Consider the following 26,546-nt stretch of genomic DNA (forward strand, 5'->3'; position numbering starts at 1 on the left):
TGAATACCTGAGGCTAAAGTCATTTTTGGTGACCTTGTCCAATGGAAAATCAGTATCTGGCTTTCTTAGTGGGTTTTCCTGCGCCAAAGTTGATTCCAGGAAGGGTTTTGTCGTTGCAGTTGCTCAAGGCTCTTAAAAAGATTCCCGCCATGCAAAGCAATCGAAGTAGATGGATCGGGTTTGCCATCAGTGGCTGCTTTCTAGGCCTCATTGCTTTCAGTATTTACATTGCTGTTGCGGGTCCTACATCGCTTGGCGGTTTTTTCAGCTCCGTGTGTCACCAATGGGCGGATCGCTGTTACCATATCCATGGTGTGCCATTACCAGTTTGTGTGCGCTGTATATGGATCTACTTCGGCCTAGCCTTGGGGCATACGCTATTTATTTTCTGGAATTCAGGTACTAAAAGAATAACGCGCGTGCTTATCGGTGTAATAGGACTGATGTTCCTCGATGTAGTGCTCGAATTTATAGGGTTTTACAGCAATTGGTTTTGGTCACGTTCGATAACAGGCTTTTTGTTTGGATTGTCCGTATCCTATTTTACGCTACTCGGATTGCAGGAGCTTTATTTCAACTTCACTAACTCAAATACTCATGACAGATCAAAATCATTTACCTACCGATCCGGTTGAAAAACCGGATGACTTCCAGGCGATGCTTATCGGAGGTGGTCTGGTCTTTGTTCTATCCATTATACCTTTTGTTAATTTTCTTGGGTGTTGTCTGATCATTCAAATCTTGGGCTCACTGTTGGCGATTCACGTATACACCAACAAATACAAGCTCACACTTTCTCCTGGAAAGGGCATTATGCTCGGAATTCTCACCTGTTTGTTGGGTGGAATCGCTGCATTTGTTCTGACGATGATTTTGCAAAAGCTGGGTCTAGACTTTAGCCAGCAGTTTATGCAGGAGCAGATGATTAAGATGGCAGAAAATTTCGGAGGACCGGAAGCCGCTGAGCAAGTTCGAGAGCAAATCGAACGGCAAAATATTGAAGGCGTAGGTGTCGTTCAGATTGTAATTGGTTTGGTGATTAGCGTGATCTTCAACTCAGTTGGTGGCCTCATCGGTGGAGCCATTGGAGCGGCTGTCTTTAAGCGTGCACCGGAGGCAGTCCCACCTGCTCCCGCAGAATAATCTAATATCCATTTTCAAAGGCGGGTTCCAAGGAGCCCGCCTTTTTTAGCACTCGTTTGCTTTGAGTTTTGGATAGTGTTCTTTGAGGGCCTCGTAAACGTTGGGAGGGACAAATTTGGAGATGTCTCCTCCATAGGTGGCTACTTGTTTGATGAGCGTGGAACTGATGAAGGTATAAGCTTCGTTGGGCATTAAGAATAGAGTCTCAATGGATTCATCCAGATTCCTGTTCATTTGAGCCATCTGCAATTCATACTCAAAGTCAGATACGGCTCGCAATCCTCTGATCAATGCCACCGCCCCAATCTGTTTTGCAAAATCAACTACGAGTCCATCGAATCTTTGGATCTCAATGTTGGGTAAATCCTTGAGATTATCCTCAACCAATTTCGCACGTAAATCCAACGACAAGGTCGGGCGCTTTGAAACATTGTGCGCAACACCGATGATTACCCGGTCAAAAATAAGACTGGCTCGATTAAGAACATCCAAGTGTCCCAGAGTGATCGGATCGAAGGTTCCCGGATAAAGAGCTGTGCGCATGGTGAACTATTAATGACAAAGATGTTACAAGAGGCAAGATTGCTAACTTTGATGATTGCAAGCCAAACTTAAACTTCAGAATGATTGTAGTTTCAGAATTCTTCGTTCTACGAGCTGTCCATGAACCTACCAAACCTACTGACTCTATCCAGAGTTCCGTTCCTGTTCCTGATCGCTGCTCTGATGTACATGAACTTCCGGTTTGCTGACTCGCTTGCCTTTATTATATTTGTCATTGCGGGACTCACCGACTGGCTCGACGGAAAAATCGCTCGAGAGATGGGCATCATATCGGTCTTCGGGCAACTCATGGATGCGTTGACAGATAAGATCCTGACAGTCGGCCTCTTTGTAGTGTTTGTAGGACTGGATATCCTTCAGGACTGGATGGTATTTGGTGTATTACTAATTCTGAGTCGTGAGTTTCTCATCACGGGGCTTCGCCTCGTAGCTGCCGCTAAGAATGTAGTGCTGCCAGCCGAAAAAGCAGGAAAGCTAAAAACCGTTTTTCAGATCTGTGCTATTGGAGGATTGATCGTAGCGCGAAGTGTGGAGTTCGATTGGAACCCTTACTTGAGTGCAAACCTCGATGGGGTGGTCGACTTGTTTTACTATGGCGGTCTGGTGTTATTCACGATCGCCGCGCTGATGACGGTGTATTCGGGGTCCTTTTACATGATCAAGTATTGGAAATTGTTTTTCGGAACCGGTGAGTCTGATTTAGAATCATGAAGCAGCATTTGTGGGTAAAGCTACTGCCCGATTTTGTCGTGGTAGGTCTTGCAACTCTAGGGCCGATTGGGAATTTGAAACCGGCTCCTGGAACCTGGGGGAGTTTGGCTGGTATTATTTGGTTTTCAGTAGCCTTCTGGAATCTAAACTATGTGGCCACCTTGCTGTTCACCTTCCTGTCCCTGTATTTAGCGGTGCAGATATGTTGGGAGGCGGAAGTTCGACTGCAATTGCGGGATCCTGGCAAAATCGTGCTCGATGAGTTTGTCGCCATCCCCATTTGCTTTGTAGGACTACAACCGTTGCTTCATTCGGGTATTGGCTGGCTGGTTCTGCTCGTCGGTTTCTTGTTGTTCCGACTGTTTGATATATTGAAACCATTGGGCATTAAGAAGCTGCAGGATTATCCAGGTGGTGTGGGCGTTGTTCTTGACGATGTGGCGGCTGGCTTTGCCACCTGTATCAGCTTATTCCTATTAGCGTTTGTAGCTGATTACCTGGGATACCTCGGAAAATACGTTACTCTCTAAATGAAAGGGGCTCTTTCGTCTTTGAAGAAACCCTTGCCCTGAGGCTTTGAGCAGCTATCAATGACGATCATGAAAACAATCGCCATCATCAATGGTCCCAATCTAAACCGGCTCGGTACACGTGAGCCGGAAGTATATGGATCGGCCACATTGAAGGACCTGGAAGAACGCCTCAACGGCGAGGCAAAAGAGTTGGGTGTGGCGATTGAATTCCATCAGTCCAATCATGAAGGGGCTTTGGTCGATCTGTTTGGAGACCTGGCTGATCGTGGTTTAAATGGAGCCGTTTTAAATGGTGCTGCCTATACCCATACGAGTGTTGCCATGCGTGATGCTATTTCTGCTTCTGGCCTGGATGTGATCGAGGTACACATCTCTAATATATATAGTAGAGAAGAATTCAGAAAACACTCCTACACTGCACCGGTTTGTAAAGGGGTGATTACTGGCCTGGGTTTCAACGGGTACTCCTATGCACTTAAGCAGTTGAGTGAAGCTGCTCCGTAATTCGTTTTTGAATACTTCTACGAATAGAGCTCTAATTCCGATTAAATCGGGCAATCCGTTGGGATGAACTCCCAGTCCAGGTCAAAGTTTTTAGCTACTTCACTGGCAAGCGCTGAAACACCAAAGGTTTCTGTGGCGTAGTGTCCGCAAAGGTAAAGGTTGAGCCCCGCCTCCTCGGCCTGGTTAAAATGGCTCTGCTTCAGTTCCCCGGTGATCAGGGTGTCCACTCCTGCAGCTTTTAATTCACCGACGGCACTGGCACCACTGCCGGTTAGAACTGCTAATTTTTGTGGCTGCTCACTACCTTTTTCAATGGAGGTGATCCCTTCGGGAAAGAGTCCATTCAAGCGTGATCTTAAATCTGCACGGGCGATACCACCCTCAGCGATCAGGCCGATTGGATTCCCTTCGTGCTCAAGAAACCACTCCGACTGCTTTAACCCCAGCTTTTCTGCCAGTATGGCGTTGTTACCGATCTCCTGATGGCAATCGAGGGGCAAATGAGCTCCATAAACGGCCAGGTTATTTTCAATGCAGAGCTTATACTTTTCGTAGCGTATGCCCATAATGGGATACGCTGGGTCCCAGAAGAGGCCATGGTGAACAATGAGGAAGTCTACACCTGCTTCCACTGCTTTTTGGAAAGGAACCAGGCCAGCATCTACCGCAGCTCCAATTTTCTTAACGGATCCGTTATTTTCTACCTGCAATCCGTTCTCTGCGCCGGGAAAGTCTGCGATTTGATTTGTGTGAATACGGTTCTCACAAAAATCCAAGATATCATTTAGGGAAGCCACCCGAGCAGTCTTTCCTGAGCATTTTCAAAGTCAAACCGGAACCTTAAGATGGGATGAGCAGACTAAGCTTGTAGCGCTACGAGCTGATTGTGGCTTTACAAGCGAGTGTTTCGAAGCATGTCTTAAGGGGTGTCTAAGCAGTTTTATATTCCAGGGAAGTTGAAGGTGGTGAGTGCACTTTTCTGGTTTCTTTGTGTTTTGGGCCCACTTTCCCTTGGAGGTGCTGAGAATCCGCCCTTCCTTCTCGCATATACCCAGGTAAGAAAACCCACTCGTTTAGTCCCTCAAGCTGAAGTCTCTTTGCCTCAGGAATTTTCGAAGTATCCATTTTCTGTTTACCACGTATTCAGCTCCCATAGCTCCACCAGTTTGGAATCAGTAGTTGTAGTTCCCAAAGATGCGTCGGGTGTATGGACGTCACTTGCTAACAAGCGATCTTGTGTGTCTGTGGAATCGGAGCTTTTCGTGCTCTTTATTAAGGAGGGAAGTGATCTACTCGAATCCACCGCGCTCCATTCTCGGATTGCCGAACATCTGCGTTTTTCTCCTTCCTCTATCGCTTCAGGCGGGCTGATGAGTGACTGGGAGCCCTTTCTAACTTATGCTCAAAACTCCGCCGACTTGAAGCAGGCAGTCCTGGAGGCAGTTCTACCTCTGAATGAAAACCTAGTAACGGAGTTTGGAGAATTCAGTCATTGGTTGCTCGAAGAGCTATCGAATATTCAAGCCTTGGTTTGGGAAGTGGATCCGACCCAGAAGGCAGGTTCTTTCGCCGTCTCAATAACCGCCAAACAAGGCAGTCGCCTGAGTCGTCTCTTCACGTTGGCCACAGGTGCTCCATCCAACGTATTTGGATTTGTACCAAAGGATACCTCCAAGCTAAATCTGGGATCCCTTAACAGCATAAACGCGAATAATTACTTCAACCATTTCTTTAAAGGCGCGAAGGGGCTGGAGAGTGAGTCTTATTCCGCCATAAGAAACAAATTAAATGCCCTCGATGCTGGCATATTTGACCGATGGGATGGAAGCTGGGCGTTGTGGCATCTAAATGGCGGTGATGAGCGTATATTGCTGCTGGGCGGTGGGTTTCAGGCGCCGGATCTTAGTGAGTTATTTGACGTATTGGCCGAAGTTTCGTTTTCAGGATTGTCCGGTCAGCTGAATCTTGATGAACAAAACTCTGTTGTTGGATTTACCCGAGTTCGAAGTCTTGAGTGGGTCGATGAAGGCGAGGAAACCTTGTTAGGTCGTTTGCTTCCTGAACCCATATATATGGGTGTCGCAAACGGTTTCGTCGCCATTTCCGAAAGTGATACGGCATTGATGGAGCTGGTTTTTGCCTTAAACTCCAGGAGACCTCTAAAGGAGTCTGCATTGAAATTGCTTGAAGAAGAAAAGAACCAATCGGTGCTGCATTATGTGGATGATCAATTGGTTCAGTCTCTAGCCTTGAGAAACGGTCGACTTGTTTTGAGGACGCCAACGCCACCGAGTTGGTTCTATTCGTATTTTGCAAGAATGACTAAGAATCTTTCTGATTAGTCCGTTTGCTTTAAAAAGCAGAGCCTCCAATTATTGAAGAATCCGGCTTGCTGGAAATACCGTATACAACTACCTTATATCTATGGACGAATCGCACTTTGAGGATACCGGAGCACGAGTTTTTAGATACTCGTTTTTCGCCTTTCTGTCGTTGGTCACTTCTGTAGGTATATGGAAGAAAGACGAGATCCTAAACTACTTTTCATTTCGTGAGCATGGGGAGTCGCGAATCGTTATCTACGGACTTTCCGGCACGAGCGTAAATATCCTGGATGAGAAGCGAAACAAACGTGAGCTGGGTTTAATAGGAAGAGATGGAAAGTTTACGTTGGTTGAACAGGGTGGAATTGCATCCACCCTCGTGTATTTGAACCATCCTTATTACTTTCCTGAGGAAAAGCTGTTTGAGCGGGTTCCGAAGGGGGAAACCATTCATTACACGGCGCAGATGAAGCCCATGTTTGGGAGTCTGAGTGTCCGAAGCTTCCCCCAAGGAGCCACGATACGTGTGAATGAAGAGGAGGTAGGCGAAGCACCCTATAAGAAGAAGGATATTCGTGATGGAACGAAGCTCTATATTGAAGCCTTTTTGGGTGGGTATATTCCACAATTCCGAGATGTTGAAGTTCGTGGAGGTAGTGAAGAGGAAGTGGTCTTCAGCCTGGCTTCAACTGAGTGCTCCATCCTGTTGGAGACCAGTAAACCTGGATTCGCCTACGATACCCTTTCGATCTTCATCGATGAGGTGCCTGTTTCCTTAGACGGGCAACGCTTAAGGTATATCCCCCCAGGCCTGCACGATCTGCAAGTCATAGCACATGATGGCCTCAAATTACAAAAATCGTTCAACATCAAACCGGGGCAGACAATACGTCTTCAATTGCCCGATTGGTTTGTCGATGACGGGAGTTGACTTCTCTTAATCAGAGGGAGATTGAATAAGGTTTAAATGACACCTGAAAGATCTGATAAAATGATCCCTCTCGGTCCTGTGGATGCAATCGCGGAGATGATCGACGCCTGGCACCACCGGTTGTCTTGGGATGAATATTTTATGGCGACTGCCTTCCTGATTGCGAGTCGAAGCAGCTGTGAACGTCTTAATGTGGGCTGTGTCATTGTTTCAGGTGGCAAGGGCAAGAACCGTTTAATTGCCGCCGGTTACAATGGCTTTCTGCCAGGGGCTCCCCATAAATCGCGTGTGAGGGATAATCACGAGCAAGGAACGGTCCATGCCGAGCAAAATGCCATCGCCGATGCTGCGCGTCGAGGGATTAGCCTGGGCGGAGCAACGGCCTACGTAACCCATTTCCCGTGTATCAACTGCGCAAAGGTCCTCGCTGCAGCAGGCATTTCAGTCATCAAATTTCACAACGATTACAAAAATGATCCCATGGTCCCAGATTTGCTAAAGGAAGCCGGTGTATCCATTGAGAAGTTTTAGACATGGAGAATATCAGCCAATTTTCAGAGAATTATTCGGGCACTCTCTTGATTTCTCATCCCAGAATGCTGGACCCCAATTTTAAGAGGACGGTGGTGTTATTGTCTGCCCATTCCAAGGAGGAAGGAGCTCTTGGGGTGGTTTTAAATCGTCCGACTCAAAAGTGTCTGGGGGAAATTGAAGAGAAGTTCACCTTCGGGCCTTTAGCTCAGGTTCCCATTTATGAGGGAGGACCTGTCGCAACAGATCAGATCCTTCTTGTGGCTTGGACTTGGTCTCCATCGGATTCCGTATTCAAGCTATTTTTCGGTATCGATCCCGACCGTGCCTCTGAGTTGATGGAATATTCTCAAGCCACTGTTCGTGCATACCAAGGTTATTCTGGGTGGTCTGGTGGGCAGCTGGAAGTCGAAATGGAAGAAGACTCCTGGATTGTCTCTCAAGTAAAAGATCAGTTCGTAGACGGGTTGGATGGCGATTCTCTCTGGCAGAAATTCCTTCGCGATCAAGGTCCGAAGTATCAACTGGATGCTCAGGCACCAGAGGATCCTTCACTGAATTAAGGAATTCCTGTGGCAGCGGGGTTTTCGCATGTGTGGGATATCTCAATTTCCCCATTGACAAGCCCTGTCCAGGACGGTTTTTTCCTTCTCTTTTTCCCATTTTAGACATGAAAGTTGCATCATCTATTAAATCCTTGAAGAACCGGCATCCGGACTGCCAAGTAGTCCGCCGTAAAGGCCGCGTTTACGTAATTTGCAAATCCAATCCCCGCTTTAAAGCGCGTCAGGGATAATAAACGACCTATTTAGATCCGTGAAATCCGACATCCATCCCGCATCCCATCCTGTCTGCTTTGTAGACGTATCTTCAGGAAAGAAATTTCTGACTCGCTCCACCGTTACTTCCAAGAAGACGGAAACCATCGACGGTGTTGAGTACCAAGTGATCGTTCAGGACGTCACCTCCGACTCTCATCCAGCCTATACCGGTGAGAAACGCTTCGTTGATAGCGCCGGTCGTGTTGAGAAGTTCAACAACAAATTTCGTCGCACTCGTAAGTAAGCGCGATAAAGAACTACATACTACATTCGAAAAACCCTCCTCTCGGAGGGTTTTTTCTTGGACGCCTTTCCTGACAAGAATGTAACCCGATTTCTGGAAACAATTCCGGCCAATTCTGCTGCTTCACCATTTTTACAGCGGTCATAGCTTTTGCACCTGCTAAGGGGATCCGATCTCTTTGCCACTTGCAGTTCCCAAATCAATTTTAAATTGGTTCGCTGTGTGGCCGACTTGTGAGCCTAAGGCTCGATGCCTAAATCGTATGTACAAACAATCCGCTTCTTAGCTTCGGTTCGAACCATGTGCTTTTGGGAGGCATGGTTGCTCCAGCATCGGCGATGTCCATGAGCTGCCCAATCGTGACTGGATACATTGAAAATGCGACGGGACCATCTCCATTATGAACGCGCTTTTCTAACTCTTCGGTCCCTCTGATTCCACCAATGAAATCAATACGATCACTGGTTCGTGGATCCTCGATCCCGAGAATTGGACTTAAGATGCTGTCTTGCAATCGACTGATGTCGAGGCGACTCACAGGGTCGAGCGATTCGTCTGGAGCAAACTCCAACCCATACCAGCGGTTGTTAAAATACATGCTTACTTTTCCGACTTGGTTGGGAGAAGGATCGACGTCTTCGGTAACTGTAGCTACGGATTTTACTCTCTCAAGGAAGTCCTCTTCGCTGTGGCCATTTAAGTCAAATACGAGGCGGTTGTAGGGGAGGATCTTCAGTTGGCTGGCAGGAAAGTTAACCGCTAGAAACCAGTTGTAATCTTCCTCACCGGTGTGGTTCGGATTGTTGGCTTTACGCTCGGCACCCACGCGCGCTGCACTGGCACTGCGGTGGTGCCCATCTGCCACATAAGAGAAAGGAATATCGGCAAAGGCGCTTACCAATGCCTCCGTTTGCGCCACGCGCCACACGGTATGTTGAACTCCGTCAGGTGCGGTGAAGTCGATCAGTGGCTCTTCTTGGGTGATTTGATCTATGGACTCGTTGATTGTCGCTTCGTCCCGATAGGTCAAAAAGACGGGCCCAGGATGTGCATTGAGGGTCGCGTTCAGTTTTGTCCGGTCGTCTTCCTTTTGCGGACGCGTTTTCTCGTGCTTCTTAATCAGATCATTGAGGTAGTCTTCAATGTGGCAAACGCTCACCAGGCCCTTTTGTTTGTGCCCATCCATCACCTGTTGATAGACGTAGAGACTGGGCGCCTCTTCGCGGACGATTGCACCTGTTGCTTTCAACTGGTCCAGATTCTCCTTCGCTTTGGTATAAACGGGATCTGAGTAAAGGTCAGTTCCTTCCGGTAAATCAATCTCAGCTCGAACAACATGGAGGAAGCTATGAGGATTTCCTTGGGCGAGCTCTCGGGCTTCAGATGTGTTGACTACATCGTAGGGTAAAGAGGCTACTTTGGCAGCATGTTGCGGATCAGGGCGGAGACCTTTGAAGGCGCGAATTTTCATAGAAATGGACCGGAACAAAGCTCCATGTACATGGCAAGTTTAATTGGGGGATTTTTACCTTTCTGATGGAGATTGCTTTTTGCTCCCAATATCCATCTCCCAGGGCGGCGGATATGAAAAGGCACGCTTTCTAGATAAACCGCTCGAAATCGCGTCAAGAAATTGTAAAAAAAGAGTTCAGGCTTGAATGGAGAGCGGCCTCACCGGGCTTCTGGACCAGCTTTGATACTTCTCAAACTATCAATTCTCATCCTGCTCCATCCAATGTTTCCTAAGTCGTCCAGACTGAGTACACATGAAGAACTGCAGCGCACAAAACGTGAGCTAGCACGCTTCCAACGGCGTACTCAACTTCTGGAACAGCGGCTAAGGAATAACCAACAAGTTTTTGTGGATTTTGAATCGATAGCAAAAGCGGTCGGTCACTTGATCGGTTCGCGAAATTCCGAAGAGGCAGTGAGTGAGTCACTGGCTCTTATCGGTCGTGGCTCAGGCCTTGATCGAATCTATATGCTCAAGAACGTGTCGGGTGGACATCAGGGTTCAGTGATCGACCAGATTCATACCTGGGTTCGCGAAGACTCAGACATTACTGCTCCCGGTTTTCAATCGCTCCCGTTTGAAGTATTTTTCCCGACTTGGTTGGCTAGTCTAAAACAAGGCGAACCCATTTTTGGCTCTCTCGATAATGCACCGGATATCGAGCATCTGACATTGGCCAAGCAGGGAGTGATGTCATTTTTGTGGATTCCTATTCTCGTCGACGGAAAGTGGTGGGGAGTTATGGGTTTTGATCAAGTGGCTCAAAATCGTAGCTGGCATCCCAAAGAGATTACGGGCTACGCCTTACTGGTCGATAGCATCTTGGAATTTATACGTCGTCAGAAGCTGGAGCAGAATCTTCGGGTTTTTCAGGAGCGTTATGAAATGGCTTCTCAAGCAGGCCAAGTCGGTGTCTGGGACTGGGATATTGATGACGAGCGAGTCTTCTTAGATTCCACCATCAAAAGCATGGCTGGTTATCCTCTGGAGGAAGATTTAGAGAGTCTGAAGCAATGGGAATTGGTATTTATCCTGGAGGGTAAGGCGAAATGGGTCGAGCTACTCAATGAGCGTATTATCAATAAGGAAAAGGATTTTGAATTGGAACATCGCCTCAGGCATACCAATGGTCATTTGGTGGAAGCTTTTTCCCGAGGTAAGATTGTTTACGACAAGAATGGCAAGGCGATCCGAGTATTGGGAACCACCACTGACATCACTCAGTTGAAAGCCATCCAAATGGATCTTCGTAAGGCTCGTGATTTGGCAGAGGAGGGAAGTAAGTCGAAGTCTGAATTTATGGCGAAGATGAGTCATGAAATTCGTACACCGCTAAACGCGATAATGGGATTTTCCACTTTGCTGAAGCACACTGAGATGGACTCCGAACAAGGAGACTACCTAGTGAACCTGGAAACAAGCAGCCGCATTCTTCTTTCCATGGTGAATAACATTTTAGACTTTTCCAAAATTGAAGCGGGGAAGCTTGATCTCGAAAGGAAACCTTTCGATATCGAAGGGACCATCGATACTATCCTCCACGTGTTTGGAGATTCCGTAATCAAAAAGGGGATCGAAATGAAATACGTGGCTGGTGACGGGATTCCTGTAAGTGTGATTACAGATCCTTTAAGGATTCAGCAGGTGATTCTGAATCTAGTAGGTAACGCTGTAAAATTTACTGAGAGTGGAAGTATTCAAGTGCACTCCGACTGGACTGAATCAGCACCTGGAAAAGGAAAATTGCGTATAGTCGTGAAAGATGCCGGGATTGGTATCGAAGCTGATCGCTTAGCCGCAATCTTTGAACCTTTTACTCAAGCAGATTCATCTATGACTCGACGCTTTGGCGGTTCCGGGTTGGGACTCACTATTTGTCAGAATATTCTGCAGGCAATGGGCTCGAAATTGGAAGTAGCCAGTGAACCTGGAAAGGGGACTGAATTCTCTTTCGCGATCCGCGTTGATGAAGCACCCGAAGAGGTGGTGCAGCAGATAGAAAAAATCAAAGAGTCCATTGAAGATTCTAAATCGACTCAGATGTCCTCTGGTAAAATGGAGCAACGGGCCAAAGCCAAGATCCTTCTAGCTGAGGATAATACATTGAATCAGCAAGTGATTTCAAAGCTGCTCAATCGATTGGGATACAATGCCGTACTCGTCGAGGATGGGAAGGAAGCTGTGGATGCGCTGAATCGATGGGAATTTGATTTGGTGTTTATGGATTTAATGATGCCGATTCTAGATGGCGTATCCGCTACTAAAACGATTCGCGAGACTCTGCCTCCCGCCAAACAACCGGTGATAATTGCACTCACCGCTAATTCGTCCGAGGAAGACATCAACTCCTGCATGGAGGCTGGAATGAATGATTTTCTCAGTAAGCCTGTGGAGTTGGAGACGCTCGAGAAGACCCTGATCGAACATTTGGATCTTAATCGCTTAAGTCAGACTGAAGCAGATTCTGAAACTGAAGAAGAAACGGAAAGTTCTGAGGACGATTTTGTAGATTTAGACAGTGAGATCTTGGAGGATTCGGAAACTCAAGATGAGAAACCTTTCGAGCATTTTGATCCGGAGTTCATGCGCAATTTAATGGGGAGTAGTTCACCGCCTGAAGTGCAGGATGAGTTTTCTATCGATGCTATGGAGATTTTTGCTGAAACAACTCCGGAAGTCTTTGAGTCGCTCGCTGTTCATTATAAGGCGGAAGACTGGAAAAGTTTTGAATTGGCCGCACACAGTTTAAAAGGAACGGCAAAGACGGTAGGCGCTCTGATCCTTGGGAATATGGCACTGCAAATTGAATTGTGGGTTAAGGACGGACACTCAGGAAACCGTGAGGGAGAAATCGAGCAAATTGAACAAGAGTTTCAGGCACTGCTTGTAGAACTTGATCGCTACTGTGATCAGTTGAAGAAAAACCAATCTAAGATCTCCTAAGGTTGAATTAGTTGATTTAGTAAGGGGTTACTTGATCTCTCCATAGAATTGCTCCTTACTGAGGTTATATCTGAATCCTTTGTTTCGGATGTGCTCAGCAGGAAATATGGAAGACAGTTCGAAATTTAGAAATACCGGTATTAAACGGGTCATACTGGCCACAAAGTATTCCATGGAGGGACTCGGCTATGCCTTTAAGAATGAGGCTGCGTTTCGCCAGGAAGCACTGATGTCGATTGTGCTCATACCTGTAGCAATCTGGCTGCAGCCTGGTTTTGTGCCCTTTTGCTTATTGGTCGGAAGCTTGTTACTCGTCATGATCGTCGAGCTGCTGAACACGGGCATTGAAACGGCGATTGATTATCAATCGATGGAAATCCACCCCATGGCGAAACTGGCCAAAGACTTTGGCAGTGCGGCTGTTTTTCTAAGCTTAGTAAATCTTACTTTGGTGTGGGGATTTTATTTGTGGGATCGCTTTCTTTAAGTAGAGTGTTTCTACCCCATGGTAAAACCGTCTTCGTCTTCTAAGCTCATTTCCTGGGTGGACTATTCATTGTTCCACTCCAGTGATTTTAATTGGGTCAAAGGAAGTATTGCCATTGCACTGTGTGTTCACGCTTGGGCGTTGCGTGTTATGGTCGAGTTTGTTCCTCCGAGTGGGTTGCTCTATTTCCTTGTTCATTGCGGACTTGTCGTTGGCACCACGCTCTCCTTTGCCCTCCTGGCACCTCCACTTATTCTTGAAACTATTCGGGGTTGGAACGATAGACGAATTTCGGTGGAGGCTTGTTTTTTGTTCGGGCTGGTTCTGATGTTTTTCATCTCTTTATCGGCCTCGTTGCAAAGCCAGCCTTGGTTTTACTATGAGGTTATCTCAACCGCCCTTATGGTTTACGGTGGTGGACGTCATTGGCTGACTCGGAAAATGAGGCTCATCAAGGAGGCTCTCCCGTTACACTTCAATCGGATTGAGCGGTGCAATCGAGTGGAGGCTGACGGATCGGTCGTGCGCATTCCATTAGTCGACCTGAAAGCGGGCGATGAGATAAAAGTATCTACCTCCCAGGTGATTCCCGTAGATGGCGTGGTTGTTCGCGGTGAGGGATACGTATCGGAAGCTTCACTCAAAGGAACTACATTTCCCGTAATTAAACAACCTGGTGATCCGATCCTTGCAGGGAGTGTTTCTCAAGATGGAATCTTTACTCTGAAAACGTTAGCTCCTTACTTGCCCAGAAAGTTTCAAATCATCTCGAACCCGTTGTTAAATACTGAAGGTTATGACAACAACTTAAGGGTGAGTTCCATGTATGCGTCACTGATACTTGGAGTGCTTGCCGGTATTGGTTTTGTTGCGGGAGCGGATCGCTCGGGATTTTATCCAGCTTTAGTTCAGGCATCAGGCATTCTAATTGCCGGAGGTGCTCTTGTATGGGTTTCGGGTATCCCCGTCCATTACTGGACAGGGCTTGTTCATTTGACCAAACGCAAGCTGTACGGACGAGGTCCTGAATTTGTTACTCAAATGGCAAACGTGGATTGTGCATTTTTTGGTAAAACCGGTGTGGTATCGCGTAACGACCTCAAGCTAGAGCGCTTATTTGTCATGCCTGCTTTTCAAGATCGAGAGGATTGGATAATTTCTCTTATTCATCAAACCAAGCGAATGGTCCATCATCCTCTTCTTAATTCTCTGAGTGGTGTCGGAGGATTGATTGATGGCGAACCGGTTCTGGAAGACCTTCAATACAATATTATCCCAGGATCCGGTGTTGAAGTGAACCTAACTGACGGTTTGGGAAATCGTAGAAAGCTAAGGATTGGCGAACAGCACTACATTCTTGGTCAAAATGGAGAATCTAAATTTAGAGCGATACTCGAAGAGCATGATTTTACTTCCGGGAAGAGAATATGGTTCAGCTTGGATGATCGTTTGTGTGCCCTCGCAAAATTGAAAGAGGCGTGGAACATATCTCCCCAACCTTTCTTTGCTCAAATGAAATATCTGGGAGTTCCCTCAGGGATCCTGACCGGGGACTCTGAATTTGATGATGCCAGATTGGAGGGCCTGGACCTTGAGAAAAATCTTTCATCACGACAAAAGCAGGACCGCGTCGTGACTGAAATGGAATCGGACCAACGAGTATTATTTGTCGGGGACGGATTAAATGACTTTCGTGCTATGAGTGCCTCTTATGTATCGATTGCCTTGCGTCATTCACCTGATCCTTTACTTGCTTCAGCTTCAGCTGTGCTAGCCTCAAACAGACTCTCTACAATCGCGTTCTCAATCCCTTATTGCCGAAGAATTATTCGGCTGTCCAAAATTAACGAATGGGCTTTTCTAGGAGGAACGACTTTGGTGAGTTTCGGGCTTATATTAGGCTGGTTGAATCCACTGGCCGCTCTTTCGGCACAGGTGATTGCTTCAGTTGTAATTGCTGCGCAATCTTACTTCTTAGGAAGCAGTGTGCTTTCCAGCGTGAAGAAACGTTCTCGACGGCGTGTCAGCCAACGCGAAATCCTGGAAGATGTCGCTCCTTACCGTAGGCGCTGAGGATACTAAAAGATGAGGTGTTTGATGGATGCCTTGCTTTCTGCCAGTTGTTTGAGCGCTTCAATGCCGATCTTTACATGAGTGGAGGTAAAATTCTGATTAACCATTGCATCACTCTCCTCTGTTTTGATGCCCTCAGGAATCATGGGTTCATCGGAGACCAGCAGTAGTGCTCCGGTAGGAATTCGATTGTTAAATCCCACAGAGAAAATAGTGGCCGTTTCCATTTCGATGGCGTTGCAGCGAATCTTAGTCAGGTAGTCCTTAAACTCCTCATCATGTTCCCAGACTCGGCGGTTGGTTGTGTAGGCAACCCCGGTGTAGTAATCCTGTTCCTGATCACGGATGGCTTCGGATGTGGCTCTTTGCAGTTCGAATGCGGGCAATGCAGGCACTTCTGGCGGAAAGTAATCGTTGGAAGTTCCTTCACCTCGGATGGCTGCAATGGGTAATAAAAAGGATCCGATCGGCATATCGCTCTTTAAACTGCCACATTTTCCCAAAAACAGAACTCCCTTGGGATTGATCGCGGTCAATAGATCCATGATGGATGCAGCGTTGGCGCTACCCATTCCAAAGTTTATCATGGTGATATTATCCGCCGTCGCTGTTGGCATCGGTTTCCCCTTGCCTTGGACCTTCACACGATTCCAACGAGCAAATTTGTTTAAGTAGTCGTTGAAGTTGGTGAGCAGGATGTACTCCCCGAAATCTTTTAGTGCAACTCCGGTGTATCTAGGAAGCCAGTTTTCAACAATTCCCTCTTTGGTAACCATGGCTAAGCAGAACTGCTTAGTCGGCAAATATCAACTATGAACCTACTTGGATCAGGCCGATCTGGCTGAATGATCTCTGGGAGCGTACTTTTCCGATTGTTCTTCAGCATGGTACGAACTCCGGACCAAGGGTGCTGATTCAATCACTCCAAATCCGATATCGAGACCGAACGTTTTCCAATGTTCGAACTCATCAGGTGTTACCCAGCGCTCTAGTGGAAGATGCTTCGGTGTGGGTTGCAGGTATTGGCCAATAGTTAAAATATCGATCTCTGCATCCCTCATATCCCGGAGGCATGCTTCAATCTCTTCTGCTTTCTCTCCCAGTCCGAGCATGATGCCGGATTTGGTCGTAAACCCGCGTTTCTTGGCATGCCGAAGCACAGTCAAAGATTGTTGGTAATCGGCTGTTTTTCTGACCGATCTTTGCAGTCGCTCAACCGTCTCTACGTTGTGGTTAAGTATATCGGGCTTAGCTTCCAGCACGATATCCAAGTGATCATTGTTACCTTGAAAGTCTGGAATTAATACTTCGACCGCAGTTTGTGGGTTTCTGTGGCGTATAGCGCGGATGGTTGCAGCCCAAAGGGACGCACCACCATCTTTCAGGTCATCCCGTGCAACGGATGTTATTACGGCATGTTTGAGCCCCATTTTCGCGACTGCATCTGCTACTCTGGCTGGCTCCCCTAAATCGAGTTCAGGAGGTCTTCCTGTTTGGATAGCACAAAAACCACATGATCTTGTGCAGACATTTCCCAAGATCATTAAAGTGGCTGTTCCACGTGTCCAACATTCACCCATATTAGGGCATGCGGCACTCTTGCATACGGTATGCAACTTATTGGTCTCTACCAATTCATTTACCGCATGGTATTCCGGTCCGGAAGGCAATTTGGCTCTCAACCACTCGGGTTTGTTTTTCATATGCGAATCTCTGGTCCTATCTTACCAATATCAAAATTCATTGGCGACTATGGAGGGCCTATAAGTCATTTCAATGGGAAAACAGGCTTTATCGATCACGATCGACTTTTGCCTGCAAGATTTCCTGTTTTGAGTGCAGGAACAAAGTATGAATTGTCCGTTGGGAAACGCTTTCCATTTTCATTTTGAGGTGCTTGGATCATGAAAATACAAAAATGAATGTCAAAATTGCGTAAAAGCTCTGAGCCGGGTAATTCAACGCTCTTTTTATTCATTCACTTTGAATTAAATTGGTTATTCATTTTTGTTTAAATAGCTCTCAGGAGCGCTCATCTCATCCCTTTCTTAATTTCCTCTCATGAATGCAAATAGAGGTGTCGTTTACATTTCTACTGGCGACAGGTTTTATGACGAATGTCTAAAATCAGTCGGTAGCCTGAAGCAGCATAATCCAGATTTATCGGTAACGATATTTACGGATCGTGAGGAGGTGGACCCACTCTTTGATAACTTTGTCCAAATTGAGAAGCCCTATTTCTCGGTGTTGGACAAAATCTGCAATATCTGGAAAACTCCTTATGATCAGACTCTCTTCATCGATTCTGATACTTACATAACGGGCAGCCTTGATGAATACTTTGATGTTCTAGAATACTGCGATTTTGCCGGAACGATTGCGTCTGCACGCGGGTATTGGTACGAAGGTGAGATGGATATCCCTCGAGGCCTGTGTGACATCAATGGAGGAGTCCTTTGTTTCCGAAATACCCTGGCAGTAATGAATGCGTTAAAACAGTGGCATTCGGAATATCTAAAAACTGCCGGATGGCTTGAGAAATACGGACCTGATGAGTGGTATCTCACGAACGATCAACCGAGTCTTCGAAAATTAATTTGGACCAACCGCGACATACGTGTGGCCATTTTACCAGATGAATACAACGCGTTAAGGTTATTTGGAACCCGTCTATGGGGAGAAGCGAAGATCGTCCACGGTAGATGCGATATTCTTCGAATTGCCAAAGAGATGAATGAAAATGCAGGAGAGAACAGAGTCTTTCTTCAAGGAGCTGGAACGGATATGCCTATTCAAAACATTTCAGTCTGGAATGGATTGAAGCAAAGCTTCCGCATGTTTATCTCCATTTTCTATCTGAAATTTAAATTGTTTGAGAGTCCTGTTCTCCAGTTGATACGGAAGAAGACTTAGACATCCAACCGGTCTGTTGTAAGTCCCAAATCAGATGCCAACGAAATAGGATCTGAATACTGATTCGAAGGATTGAGATACGACAGACTGAAGGTGACTCATATCCACCTCATACCCCAATTCCTGTTTTAGAGAAGTGACTGTTCCATCGACAATGCCACAAGGAACAATACCTGTAAACGGGCTAAGGTCATTGTTAGCATTTAATGCAAATCCGTGGTAGCTGACCCACGATTTTACCGCTACGCCGATGGCGGCAATTTTGCGTTTTTCTATCCAGATTCCGGTCAATCCATCGCGACGTTTAGCCTTCAGATCAAATCGACCGACAATGTCTATTAACACGTCCTCCATTAAACGAAGGTATGCGTGAAGGTCTCTCAGTTTTTCGAGGCTGATGATAGGGTAAGTAGTTAGTTGACCAGGACCATGATAAGTTATGTCACCACCTCGGTTTGTTTTGTGCAGAGTGATGCCTTTTTCGTTCAAGGTATCTTCATCCCAAATCAGGTGGTTTTCAGCGCCCTTGCGTAAACCCATTGTGTAGGCGGGTAGGTGCTCCGTGAATACGAGCGTATCTTTCCGCTTTCCGTCTATTCTTTCACGCACATAGCCTTGCTGCTTTTCAAGGGCGCTATCATAATCGGTATTCCCCCAATCCTCTATCTCGAAAGGAAATGGTTTGGCGGCTTTGTCTTTCATTCTGAATCAGACCAGCGTCTGGATCGGGCTGGTCACTTGGAACTAGCCCAGGAACTTGCTTTAGAAAAGGAAAAGCAAGGCCAGAAATAGAACCGAAAGCCAAGCCGTGATACCGATAGGGAATGCACCTTTATCAACCTGGGTTTGGATCGTTGTTTTTAATGTCTGTTGGTCTTCCTTGTTTTTCCCGGTCAGAGTCCAATAAGGAGTCAGAATTAAAAGCAGTGCGCGCGTGGGTCCGGTAGCAGCGAGCTCTCCCAGTTTGGTGGTAAATCCGCCAATAAAAGTTTGATGTGCAATTCCGTTGATACCGTTCAGTCCACGATCCATCAGACCATAAAATGCTTTGCCTCCTTTTCGGTAGAGCCAGTCAGTATCCAAACTGATGGTGGCCGTGCGCTTGAGCATCGGCAGGAAAAGGAAGAACACTAAGGCAGAAAACATCAGCAACTGCATCTGCGTTACCAGGTGCGGTACCGTGTAAGCCTTATAATCAACTGCAAACGGTAGTATACTGTAGAGCTCGTTGGGGCGTAGCCCCATATAGATACAGAGGAAGGATAAAAAGGCCATGGCCAGAAGCATGGTCTTGGGGGCTTCCTTCGGACGGAGTCCACGGTCTACATTGAAGAATACAAAATAGGGAAACTTGATGCCCGCGTGCAGGAATACGCCTGCTGAGGCTAGCTCCAGGACTATCCAGGGCCAAAAGAGATGCGAGTACTCCGTTGCTGCGATGATAATCGTCTTAGACGTAAAGCCGCTAGTGAACGGCACTGCGGAAATCGCTAAGGCGCCGATCGTTCCAAATATGAGCGTCAGGGGCATCGTTTTATAGAGCCCACCCAGTTCGGTACATTTGCTTTTCCCGGTCCGGTAGAGCACCGCACCCGCTGACATCCAAAGCAGCGATTTATAAATGATGTGACAGAATGCGTGCGCAACGGCCCCACTGATCGCCATCTTGGTACCGATGCCTGCGGCACACACCATGAAACCTACCTGGTTAATGATAGAGTAGGCGAGGATACGACGCATGTCGTTTTCCAGCAGGGCGTAAATGATCCCAAAGACCGTCATCGCGCAACCCACCCAAATCAGTGGTTCCCAACCGGCGAAACCTCGCAGCAGTACGTAGACTGCGGTCTTGGTTGTGTAAGCACTCAGAATGACCCCGCCCGTTACACTGGCTTCCGGGTAAGCATCGGACAACCAGGCAGACACCCCGGGAGCTGCTGCGTTTACCAGGAATCCCAAAAGGATTAAGGTGCTGGCCGTGTTTGCATTCTCAAATTGAAAACCATCGAATGCGATTCCGTCTCCGGCTGAGATGGTCATGACTATTCCTGCCAGGAGAAGTAGGCCACCAAAGATATGGACCAATACGTAGCGGAAGGCGGCACTTTTGGCTTTCTCCGTGTTACGCGCCATAATGACGAAGGTGGAGGAAATCGCCATGAGCTCCCAATTGATGTAGAGCGTGATTAAGTCACCTGAGAAAATTACCCCTAAGGCCGAGCCAATGTATACGAGTGCCCAGGTATGCTGAAAGGCCTTTTTCACATAGAAGGCAAAGAGCATCGCCGCCGCGGCGTTCAGCGTAAAAATATAGCCGAAGGCCTTACTGAGTTTATCGACCCTGAGTGGCTCGATTTCCCCGAATCCTGGAAGGAATGAGAAGGAAGGTCCATCGCCTACAGGCAACGCGGCAATATAGAAAAAGACAACAGCTGGAACCAGAATGAGAAATACATTACGAGCCACACCCTTGATGACGGGGGTTAGGCAGGCAGCTACGAAGAGCAGAAATGCGGGAGGAATATTACTGAGCGTCTCCATCTATGTCCTCCGGTAAGCTGGTTTCTTCCACTTCTCCATAGTAGTTGTCATCGCGTTTCAAAATGAAGCCCAGGCCCTTGGCACCGATTATCATGATCGCACAGCCAATGAAGCCGGTAATCGCGTAAAATGAAAAGACAGCATCGATGTCAAAGTGTGGATGACGGTGGATGAATAGTTCCGCGACCACGGTCAGTCCGCAGGTGATCCATAAAAGCCACCAAAGGAGCTTTCTTGAGGACTTGTGGTCAAACCAATCGAATTCTTTTTTGGGATTTTCCATGGTTCAGATTATCCGCCTGATCCGAGCATGAGCCCGGCGAGGTTGATTAAAAATTGAGGTTTAATAAACAGCACCAGTGCCAAGGTGGATGTGATGCAAACGGGCAGAACGCAGGGCAGAGAAGCTTCTTCCACGGCCTTCCAGGAGAATGGAGTTTTTGATAGCTCCTTGTCTTTCGGGAAAAATGCACGGTAGCCAATAGGGAGCAGGTAGGCCGCGTTTAGGATGGTGCTGATCAAGAATATCACAAGCAGAGCTATCTGGCCTGCGTCGACAGTCCCGGTCACCAAGTAAAATTTACTGATCAATCCCCCGGTTGGAGGCAGTCCGGTTACGCTCAGCGCACCAATCGTGAAGGCGGCAAAGGTGAATGGCATCTTCTTGCCCAAGCCGTCCATTTGGCTGATGTACTTTTTACCGGTGGCCACAAAGACCGCGCCGGCACACATGAACAGAGTGATCTTACCAACCGCGTGCATCGCGATATGGGTCATTGACCCGGTAACGGCTCGGTCACTCAAAAGCGCTACCCCCAGAATGATGTAAGACAGTTGCCCAATCGTGGAGAAGGCTAAGCGCCGTTTCAGATTGTCTTGGCTCAGCGCTATCAGTGACGAAGTAATCACCGTAAAGGCAGCGATCCAGGCAATCACGGTTGCGATATCCATACTCTCTAGGAAATCGATGCCGAAGACCCCGGTGAATACACGCAGGATACAAAATACACCCACTTTCACTACCGCCACCGCGTGGAGCAGGGCACTGACTGGAGTGGGAGCGACCATCGCTCCTGGCAACCAGGAGTGAAAGGGCATGATCCCCGCCTTGGCAAAACCGAAGGTGAAAAGTAACAACAGGACCAACGCAGTCGAGGGGCTGACGTGCCCAGCCAGAAATCCTTCCGGACTAAAGTCCATACTGCTGCCTGTCTTAACAAAGACGAATATAAGCGCAGGAAGAACAAATCCGATGGACGTTGTTAGCAGATAGGTCAGGTAAGTTCTTCCACCTGTTCTGGCTTCCTTATCCTGGTGGTGTGTCACCAGTGGATAGGTCGCCAGTGACAGCATTTCGTAGAAGAGGTAAAGCGTGAACAAGTTACCAGAGAAGGCCACACCGATGGTTGCGGACAAGGAAACAGCAAAGAATGAAAAGAACCGGGTTTGCGAGTGTTCCTTCAACCCCCGCATGTATCCAATCGAATAAAGGGAGGTCACAATCCAAAGGGATGAGGCGACCAGGCCAAATAGCATTCCCAGTCCATCCACCCGAAATTCGATAGCGATGTTTGGTAAAATTTGCCACAGGGTATATTCGATCTTGGTGCCGGCCAAGACCGTGGGAAGCATGTAGAGCACCAGCCCAAATTTTATGATCCCAGCTACAAACGTAGCGCCTTCCCGTGCGTTGGGTGATTTGCGCAGCAGCACAATCGGCAACACTGCGATGAGCGAAACCAGGCAGGCCAGAAGGGGAGTGATACTTGTAATCGTAGAACTCATGTTAACGAATGCTGGTTGCGAGGTTGAATTGGGAGAGGAAGTCCTGAATCACGAAAACCAGTTCTTTATTATAAAGTCCAATGAGGATGAGAATGGCCGCAGTGCTAAGTAGCGGAAACAGCATGGTGAAGGATGCCTCGGATACTTTCGCGTGGTCATCGCCATGATGATGGCCGTGTCCTTCTGCTGGTTTTTTCCCAAAGTAGGCGATTTCGATTAGGCGGAAGAAAAGGACCGCATTGATCAGACTGGAAATGAGAAGCGCCACGACGTATTCCCAGTTTCCGGAATTAATGCCGCCTTGGACCAAATACCATTTACTGAAGAATCCAGCTGTTGGAGGAATGCCGATGAGTGAGAGCGCCCCCACCAAGAACCCGACCATGGTCAGTGGCATTTTCTTGAACATACCCTCAAGGGCGTAGATGTCGCGCGCTCCAGTCTTGGCAAAAACGATTCCTGCAAAGAGGAAAACGCAGAGCGTCATGAAGGCATCGCTGATGATATGGAAAATCGTTCCGGTGATTCCGGTTTCGTCCGCCAACCACAAACCACCAACCATGTAGCCCACTTCCGCGATGATGAGGAAGGTCAGCATCTTGCGCAGGTCTTTCTGGGCCAGTGCACCGATCGATCCGGCGAGGATGGCGATGACGGCCAGCCAGACGACGATGTTGTCCCAATCCAAAATTTCAAAGGCGTAGTTCGGTCCAAACACCGTAAGCACCATGCGCACCATGACGTAGATCATTACCTTCGTAACGAGTGGGGCCATGATGTTACTACTCGTCGTTGGAGCAGAGGCGTAACTGTTTGGGAGCCACGAGTGGAGTGGGAAGAAAGCCATTTTGATCCACACCCCGACTGTGATCATAATGAAGGCCACCAGAATCGTAGGTGAGTCGAACAGCTCAGCCGTTTCGAGGATATCGCGGATATCCAGCATGTTCAGTGAACCCGTCTTAATGTAGAGGTATCCTACACCTAACAGATAGAAGGATGCACCGATCGTTCCCATGATCAGGTATTTAAACGCAGCCAAGGTGGCGCGTTTTTTACCCATGGCAATCAAAGCATAACTGGTCAAAGCCGAGACTTCCAACAGCACATACAAATTGAAGGCATCACCGGTAATCACGATGCCAAGGAGGCCGGATACCAAGAGTAGAAACAAGCAGTAATACTGAGACGACTTATCTGGAGTCTCCGCATCTACGTTATCCTTCGAATAGATGGCTGTAAGTAGTGCAACCACTGAAACGGTTACCGCTACCAAGGCGTTCAGTCCGTCAATATGGAATTCTATGCCAAAGGGAGGAGACCAACCACCTAGCTTATAGCGGATGGGGCCATGTTCTACGACTTGAGCGAGCGTTGTTAGACTCGCGCACACCGAGGCACCCAAGCTGACCAAAGCGAGTGGCCAACTAAGCGATTTATAACGAAGTCCAACCAGGGCTACAATAACAGCCGTCAGGAAGGGAAATAACAGAATGAGTATGGGTGCCTGTTCAGTCATTTTCCGGTTCGAATCTGTTCAATGATTTCGCTTTCCTCAATGGAGCCGAACTCTCCGTAAAGTTTCTGTGTGATGGCCAATCCAACACCGAGTGTTGCAACACCTACCACAATAGCCGTGAGCATGAGCACGTGGACAAGGGGATTGGCAAATTCTTCTGCATCGAACGCTGAGCTGCTGAGAGTATCATGACTGACTGCATGAGAATCATGGTCATCGGCATGAGAATCGTGACCATCCGCATGGTTTTCAGCAGCGGCGTGTATCTCCTTAGCCGCTTCCTTAACCGCGTGCTCCACGTCGTGATGTGCTTCTTCCGCTTCACCATGTCCTTCATCATGGTGGCCATGATGGGCCTGGTGTTCGTAAAGAATCGGAATCGTTGCGCCGTCTTTGTAACCAATGGAAACGTAAAAGAGGATGATCGCCGTTTGGAAGATCGACATCCCAATCAGCTTCTTAACCAAATTATTTTTGGCTACCAAGGCATAGAGCCCAATCATCATAATGATGATGTAGATCCAATAGTTAAAACTATCTGCTATAGATTGTAGGAGTTCCATTTACAAACCTGGCTTTCTCACGGAGTGGTTCCGAAGAACGAAGTGATGACATGACCGAGCGCATTGCGCATCGGACCAATGTTGAGGTTGACGACCGACAGACGAAGGAGCGCACCTGGGTGCGTAACTGAGTCGAGAGGAAGGAATACTCAGCATCTCCGCCCGAAAATGCGTCCAAGCCGCATTTCTATGAGAGCTATTTTCTGTTAAGGTCACGAATGGTTAATTGCTTTAAATTTTTTGGGCGCATTTGCTGGGGAGCCCAGGTTAGATGCCTTCCTCCATTTTGCCGTTAGAAGCTAGATTTGAATAGATGGAAAACATGATTGCCGTAACCGTGAATGCTACTCCGATCTCTACCCCTAACATGCTGTGGTAGCGCGCATCGATCGCGTCGCCTGGTAGAACCTTGGTCAAAATGCTGTAGTCGAGAAAATTCTCACCGAAGATTAGGGACAGAACACCGTGACCGGCGTAGATGAAGATACCGATTGCTGCCAGGTTTAGTACCCGATTTTCAGGTACCCACTTCTGCGCAGTCTGTAAATCACGTGCTAGTGCCAGCAAGATGAATGCCGCTCCGAATATCACGCCGCCCTGGAAACCTCCTCCTGGACTGTAGTGTCCGTGGGCAATAACGTAGAGAGCAAAGACCTGGATAACTGGGATCAACAGACGACAGGTGGTTTCGATGATTAGATCCGGTTTCTTGGTCTCCAGCGTGGGTTCTGGGTGCTCCAGTTTGGTAGAGGGACCATAAACCCGAAGGATGCCGATGATAGCGATTCCAGCGGTGAAGATCACCACGGTTTCAAACATGGTGTCGTAGCCCCGGTAATCAGCCAGCACCGCGGTTACCATATTGGGCACGCGCGTTTCGTTGATCGTTTCGGTTATGTAATGCTGGGATAGGCGGTTGTCACTGGCCGGGGACTCAGTATCGCCCCAGTCAGGAAAGTCGCGTTCAGCCTGGAGCAATAGAAAACCAGTGATGATGACGGTGATGATGCCTAGTATCTTCAATCTGATGACCTCCTTGATGTGCGGAGCACGGTTGAAATTAGAAATACAGCGCTCACGCCAGCTCCCACGGCTGCTTCAGTGAATGCGACGTCCACCGCACCCATGCCTGACCAGAGCAGACACATAAGGAAACTGTAGACGCCGAAGATCATCGCGGCACTCAACAGGTCTTTGACCTGCAGTGAGATGATCGCGGTAATCACCAGGAAAACCAAAATGATGAGATCAAAAATCCAGATCATTGTCCTTCTCCTTTCGAATCTTCCCGTTTCCACATCTTGATGCCTTCTTCAAACCCGGCTCTAATCAGAGCGTGAGTACTCGTCGGGCTTGTGATCATGATGAAAAAGGTGATGAAAAAGATTTTTCCCACGACCAGGAAGTTGGCCAGGGTGGGGTCGTTGAGCTGGAAAAGCGATAGCCCGGTGAGGATGAGCAGCATGGAACAGGTGTCGCCCTTCCCGGCTGCGTGCATACGCGTGTAAAAGTCGGGGAAGCGAAGGACCCCAACGGCTCCACCTAGAAAGAATATGATTCCGGTAGAGACTAGGAAGATGCAGATCGCATTGAGTATCATTTGGGTGCCTCCTCCGCTTTCATGGTTGAGTAATGCTTGTTCGGATTTACCCGATCCAGGAACCGAGCTGCAGCCAACGAACCGATAAAGTTGAGCAACGCATAGGTCAGAGCGAAGTCCACAAACATTTCCACTCGACCAAAGAGAATGCCGATGATCACCAGCAGAACCGTTGTTTTAGTACCAATCACATTGACCGCTACAATGCGGTCGATAGCTGTGGGACCTGCCACGATGCGATACATGATCGGGAGCATAAGAATCAATATGGCGACTCCCGAGAAGACAAAAAAGGTTTCCATA

Annotated in this window: 30 protein-coding genes; 15 read left to right on the plus strand and 15 right to left on the minus strand. The window is 47.7% G+C overall.

The genetic code is table 11. The features are described 5' to 3' along the window. The first annotated feature begins 41 nt into the window (after positions 1-41). Both GA003_03470 and GA003_03475 read left to right on the plus strand, forming a co-directional pair. Positions 42-635 carry a DUF2085 domain-containing protein gene (locus tag GA003_03470; protein QXD29047.1) on the plus strand — a complete coding sequence of 198 codons (594 nt, stop codon included), beginning with the start codon at positions 42-44 and terminating at the stop codon, positions 633-635. Continuing rightward, positions 598-1,143: a DUF4199 family protein gene (locus tag GA003_03475; GenBank protein QXD29048.1), complete on the plus strand. Its 546-nt coding sequence runs from the start codon at positions 598-600 to the stop codon at positions 1,141-1,143. The genes GA003_03470 and GA003_03475 overlap by 38 nt, the downstream gene beginning before the upstream one ends. 45 nt (positions 1,144-1,188) lie before the next feature. Here the strand turns inward: GA003_03475 and coaD are convergent, their stop codons facing one another. Then, a complete protein-coding gene (gene coaD, locus GA003_03480) occupies positions 1,189-1,686 on the minus strand; it encodes a pantetheine-phosphate adenylyltransferase (GenBank protein QXD29049.1) in 498 nt (165 codons plus the stop codon). A gap of 120 nt (positions 1,687-1,806) precedes the next feature. On the opposite strand from coaD, the gene pgsA reads away from it, so the two are divergent. The 3 genes from pgsA (at position 1,807) to aroQ (ending at position 3,455) form a co-directional block, all read left to right on the plus strand. Next, a complete protein-coding gene (gene pgsA, locus GA003_03485) occupies positions 1,807-2,418 on the plus strand; it encodes a CDP-diacylglycerol--glycerol-3-phosphate 3-phosphatidyltransferase (GenBank protein ID QXD29050.1) in 612 nt (203 codons plus the stop codon). Further along, positions 2,415-2,948 carry a phosphatidylglycerophosphatase A gene (locus GA003_03490; GenBank protein QXD29051.1) on the plus strand — a complete coding sequence of 178 codons (534 nt, stop codon included), beginning with the start codon at positions 2,415-2,417 and terminating at the stop codon, positions 2,946-2,948. Before pgsA ends, GA003_03490 begins: the two co-directional genes overlap by 4 nt. A 69-nt stretch (positions 2,949-3,017) precedes the next feature. Next, positions 3,018-3,455, plus strand: a complete 438-nt coding sequence (gene aroQ, locus GA003_03495) for a type II 3-dehydroquinate dehydratase (protein ID QXD29052.1) — start codon at positions 3,018-3,020, stop codon at positions 3,453-3,455. Positions 3,456-3,496: 41 nt separating this feature from the next. Here the strand turns inward: aroQ and GA003_03500 are convergent, their stop codons facing one another. Continuing rightward, the gene (locus GA003_03500; protein ID QXD29053.1) at positions 3,497-4,252 is read right to left on the minus strand and encodes a Nif3-like dinuclear metal center hexameric protein; all 756 of its coding nucleotides are present in this window, start codon (positions 4,250-4,252) and stop codon (positions 3,497-3,499) included. Positions 4,253-4,381: 129 nt separating this feature from the next. Here GA003_03500 and GA003_03505 point away from each other — a divergent pair, with 129 nt between their 5' ends. The 6 genes from GA003_03505 (at position 4,382) to GA003_03530 (ending at position 8,306) form a co-directional block, all read left to right on the plus strand. Beyond that, a complete protein-coding gene (locus GA003_03505; GenBank protein QXD29054.1) occupies positions 4,382-5,797 on the plus strand; it encodes a hypothetical protein in 1,416 nt (471 codons plus the stop codon). Positions 5,798-5,879: 82 nt separating this feature from the next. Then, positions 5,880-6,710, plus strand: coding sequence for a PEGA domain-containing protein (locus tag GA003_03510; GenBank protein ID QXD29055.1), 831 nt, complete (start codon positions 5,880-5,882; stop codon positions 6,708-6,710). 60 nt (positions 6,711-6,770) lie between these two features. Further along, complete coding sequence (locus tag GA003_03515; protein QXD30330.1) at positions 6,771-7,241, plus strand: cytidine/deoxycytidylate deaminase family protein; 471 nt, start codon at positions 6,771-6,773, stop codon at positions 7,239-7,241. Positions 7,242-7,243: 2 nt separating this feature from the next. Next, entirely contained in the window at positions 7,244-7,804 is a 561-nt protein-coding gene (locus tag GA003_03520; GenBank protein ID QXD29056.1) for a YqgE/AlgH family protein, read from the plus strand. A 107-nt stretch (positions 7,805-7,911) separates the two neighbouring features. Further along, complete coding sequence (ykgO, locus tag GA003_03525) at positions 7,912-8,037, plus strand: type B 50S ribosomal protein L36 (GenBank protein QXD29057.1); 126 nt, start codon at positions 7,912-7,914, stop codon at positions 8,035-8,037. Between the two features lie 20 nt (positions 8,038-8,057). Further along, positions 8,058-8,306 carry a type B 50S ribosomal protein L31 gene (locus GA003_03530; GenBank protein QXD29058.1) on the plus strand — a complete coding sequence of 83 codons (249 nt, stop codon included), beginning with the start codon at positions 8,058-8,060 and terminating at the stop codon, positions 8,304-8,306. 253 nt (positions 8,307-8,559) lie between these two features. On the opposite strand, the gene GA003_03535 is transcribed toward GA003_03530, so the two are convergent. Beyond that, entirely contained in the window at positions 8,560-9,777 is a 1,218-nt protein-coding gene (locus GA003_03535; protein ID QXD29059.1) for a DUF1015 family protein, read from the minus strand. 390 nt (positions 9,778-10,167) lie between these two features. Here GA003_03535 and GA003_03540 point away from each other — a divergent pair, with 390 nt between their 5' ends. The 3 genes from GA003_03540 (at position 10,168) to GA003_03550 (ending at position 15,322) form a co-directional block, all read left to right on the plus strand. Beyond that, complete coding sequence (locus GA003_03540; protein ID QXD29060.1) at positions 10,168-12,762, plus strand: response regulator; 2,595 nt, start codon at positions 10,168-10,170, stop codon at positions 12,760-12,762. Between the two features lie 106 nt (positions 12,763-12,868). Next, entirely contained in the window at positions 12,869-13,249 is a 381-nt protein-coding gene (locus GA003_03545) for a diacylglycerol kinase (protein ID QXD29061.1), read from the plus strand. 18 nt (positions 13,250-13,267) lie between these two features. Continuing rightward, entirely contained in the window at positions 13,268-15,322 is a 2,055-nt protein-coding gene (locus GA003_03550) for a hypothetical protein (GenBank protein ID QXD29062.1), read from the plus strand. 5 nt (positions 15,323-15,327) lie between these two features. Here GA003_03550 and GA003_03555 read toward each other — a convergent pair whose 3' ends face one another. Next, positions 15,328-16,098, minus strand: coding sequence for an AMP nucleosidase (locus tag GA003_03555; GenBank protein ID QXD29063.1), 771 nt, complete (start codon positions 16,096-16,098; stop codon positions 15,328-15,330). 51 nt (positions 16,099-16,149) lie between these two features. Beyond that, the gene (lipA, locus tag GA003_03560; protein QXD29064.1) at positions 16,150-17,025 is read right to left on the minus strand and encodes a lipoyl synthase; all 876 of its coding nucleotides are present in this window, start codon (positions 17,023-17,025) and stop codon (positions 16,150-16,152) included. Between the two features lie 358 nt (positions 17,026-17,383). Here lipA and GA003_03565 point away from each other — a divergent pair, with 358 nt between their 5' ends. Then, complete coding sequence (locus GA003_03565; GenBank protein QXD29065.1) at positions 17,384-18,235, plus strand: hypothetical protein; 852 nt, start codon at positions 17,384-17,386, stop codon at positions 18,233-18,235. Positions 18,236-18,265: 30 nt separating this feature from the next. Here the strand turns inward: GA003_03565 and lipB are convergent, their stop codons facing one another. The 10 genes from lipB to GA003_03615 form a co-directional block, all read right to left on the minus strand. Next, a complete protein-coding gene (gene lipB / locus GA003_03570) occupies positions 18,266-18,937 on the minus strand; it encodes a lipoyl(octanoyl) transferase LipB (GenBank protein QXD29066.1) in 672 nt (223 codons plus the stop codon). Between the two features lie 60 nt (positions 18,938-18,997). Next, positions 18,998-20,776 carry a Na(+)/H(+) antiporter subunit D gene (locus tag GA003_03575; protein ID QXD29067.1) on the minus strand — a complete coding sequence of 593 codons (1,779 nt, stop codon included), beginning with the start codon at positions 20,774-20,776 and terminating at the stop codon, positions 18,998-19,000. Next, on the minus strand, positions 20,760-21,059 hold the full coding sequence (locus GA003_03580) for a hypothetical protein (protein ID QXD29068.1): 300 nt from the start codon (positions 21,057-21,059) through the stop codon (positions 20,760-20,762). Before GA003_03580 ends, GA003_03575 begins: the two co-directional genes overlap by 17 nt. 8 nt (positions 21,060-21,067) lie before the next feature. Then, on the minus strand, positions 21,068-22,561 hold the full coding sequence (locus tag GA003_03585) for a monovalent cation/H+ antiporter subunit D family protein (protein QXD29069.1): 1,494 nt from the start codon (positions 22,559-22,561) through the stop codon (positions 21,068-21,070). Position 22,562: 1 nt separating this feature from the next. Next, complete coding sequence (locus tag GA003_03590) at positions 22,563-24,080, minus strand: monovalent cation/H+ antiporter subunit D family protein (GenBank protein ID QXD29070.1); 1,518 nt, start codon at positions 24,078-24,080, stop codon at positions 22,563-22,565. Beyond that, complete coding sequence (locus GA003_03595) at positions 24,077-24,643, minus strand: cation:proton antiporter subunit C (protein ID QXD29071.1); 567 nt, start codon at positions 24,641-24,643, stop codon at positions 24,077-24,079. Before GA003_03595 ends, GA003_03590 begins: the two co-directional genes overlap by 4 nt. A gap of 267 nt (positions 24,644-24,910) precedes the next feature. Beyond that, a complete protein-coding gene (locus tag GA003_03600; GenBank protein ID QXD29072.1) occupies positions 24,911-25,666 on the minus strand; it encodes a Na(+)/H(+) antiporter subunit B in 756 nt (251 codons plus the stop codon). After that, positions 25,663-25,908 (minus strand): DUF4040 domain-containing protein, encoded by a 246-nt coding sequence (locus tag GA003_03605; GenBank protein QXD29073.1) that lies wholly within the window; start codon positions 25,906-25,908, stop codon positions 25,663-25,665. Before GA003_03605 ends, GA003_03600 begins: the two co-directional genes overlap by 4 nt. Then, positions 25,905-26,243 (minus strand): monovalent cation/H(+) antiporter subunit G, encoded by a 339-nt coding sequence (gene mnhG / locus GA003_03610; GenBank protein ID QXD29074.1) that lies wholly within the window; start codon positions 26,241-26,243, stop codon positions 25,905-25,907. The genes GA003_03605 and mnhG overlap by 4 nt, the downstream gene beginning before the upstream one ends. Then, the gene (locus tag GA003_03615) at positions 26,240-26,545 is read right to left on the minus strand and encodes a pH regulation protein F (GenBank protein ID QXD29075.1); all 306 of its coding nucleotides are present in this window, start codon (positions 26,543-26,545) and stop codon (positions 26,240-26,242) included. Before GA003_03615 ends, mnhG begins: the two co-directional genes overlap by 4 nt. Position 26,546: the final 1 nt, after the last annotated feature.

It is taken from the genome of Opitutia bacterium ISCC 52, from assembly GCA_014529675.2.
In the GTDB taxonomy this organism is placed as follows: Bacteria; Verrucomicrobiota; Verrucomicrobiia; order Opitutales; family UBA2995; genus UBA2995.

Excerpts from the sequence above, each read along its gene's own strand:
- GA003_03510 (QXD29055.1), top strand. The coding sequence starts at position 5,880 with ATGGACGAATCGCACTTTGAGGATACCGGAGCACGAGTTTTTAGATAC.
- GA003_03475 (QXD29048.1), top strand. The coding sequence starts at position 598 with ATGACAGATCAAAATCATTTACCTACCGATCCGGTTGAAAAACCGGAT.
- GA003_03515 (QXD30330.1), top strand. The coding sequence starts at position 6,771 with ATGATCCCTCTCGGTCCTGTGGATGCAATCGCGGAGATGATCGACGCC.
- GA003_03520 (QXD29056.1), top strand. The coding sequence starts at position 7,244 with ATGGAGAATATCAGCCAATTTTCAGAGAATTATTCGGGCACTCTCTTG.
- aroQ (QXD29052.1), top strand. The coding sequence starts at position 3,018 with ATGAAAACAATCGCCATCATCAATGGTCCCAATCTAAACCGGCTCGGT.
- GA003_03490 (QXD29051.1), top strand. The coding sequence starts at position 2,415 with ATGAAGCAGCATTTGTGGGTAAAGCTACTGCCCGATTTTGTCGTGGTA.
- GA003_03545 (QXD29061.1), top strand. The coding sequence starts at position 12,869 with ATGGAAGACAGTTCGAAATTTAGAAATACCGGTATTAAACGGGTCATA.
- pgsA (QXD29050.1), top strand. The coding sequence starts at position 1,807 with ATGAACCTACCAAACCTACTGACTCTATCCAGAGTTCCGTTCCTGTTC.
- GA003_03615 (QXD29075.1), bottom strand. The coding sequence starts at position 26,545 with ATGGAAACCTTTTTTGTCTTCTCGGGAGTCGCCATATTGATTCTTATG.
- ykgO (QXD29057.1), top strand. The coding sequence starts at position 7,912 with ATGAAAGTTGCATCATCTATTAAATCCTTGAAGAACCGGCATCCGGAC.
- GA003_03565 (QXD29065.1), top strand. The coding sequence starts at position 17,384 with ATGAATGCAAATAGAGGTGTCGTTTACATTTCTACTGGCGACAGGTTT.
- GA003_03550 (QXD29062.1), top strand. The coding sequence starts at position 13,268 with ATGGTAAAACCGTCTTCGTCTTCTAAGCTCATTTCCTGGGTGGACTAT.
- coaD (QXD29049.1), bottom strand. The coding sequence starts at position 1,686 with ATGCGCACAGCTCTTTATCCGGGAACCTTCGATCCGATCACTCTGGGA.
- GA003_03590 (QXD29070.1), bottom strand. The coding sequence starts at position 24,080 with ATGACTGAACAGGCACCCATACTCATTCTGTTATTTCCCTTCCTGACG.
- GA003_03595 (QXD29071.1), bottom strand. The coding sequence starts at position 24,643 with ATGGAACTCCTACAATCTATAGCAGATAGTTTTAACTATTGGATCTAC.
- mnhG (QXD29074.1), bottom strand. The coding sequence starts at position 26,243 with ATGATACTCAATGCGATCTGCATCTTCCTAGTCTCTACCGGAATCATA.
- GA003_03470 (QXD29047.1), top strand. The coding sequence starts at position 42 with ATGGAAAATCAGTATCTGGCTTTCTTAGTGGGTTTTCCTGCGCCAAAG.
- GA003_03555 (QXD29063.1), bottom strand. The coding sequence starts at position 16,098 with ATGGTTACCAAAGAGGGAATTGTTGAAAACTGGCTTCCTAGATACACC.
- GA003_03605 (QXD29073.1), bottom strand. The coding sequence starts at position 25,908 with ATGATCTGGATTTTTGATCTCATCATTTTGGTTTTCCTGGTGATTACC.
- GA003_03580 (QXD29068.1), bottom strand. The coding sequence starts at position 21,059 with ATGGAAAATCCCAAAAAAGAATTCGATTGGTTTGACCACAAGTCCTCA.
- lipB (QXD29066.1), bottom strand. The coding sequence starts at position 18,937 with ATGAAAGACAAAGCCGCCAAACCATTTCCTTTCGAGATAGAGGATTGG.
- GA003_03535 (QXD29059.1), bottom strand. The coding sequence starts at position 9,777 with ATGAAAATTCGCGCCTTCAAAGGTCTCCGCCCTGATCCGCAACATGCT.
- GA003_03585 (QXD29069.1), bottom strand. The coding sequence starts at position 22,561 with ATGAGTTCTACGATTACAAGTATCACTCCCCTTCTGGCCTGCCTGGTT.
- lipA (QXD29064.1), bottom strand. The coding sequence starts at position 17,025 with ATGAAAAACAAACCCGAGTGGTTGAGAGCCAAATTGCCTTCCGGACCG.
- GA003_03575 (QXD29067.1), bottom strand. The coding sequence starts at position 20,776 with ATGGAGACGCTCAGTAATATTCCTCCCGCATTTCTGCTCTTCGTAGCT.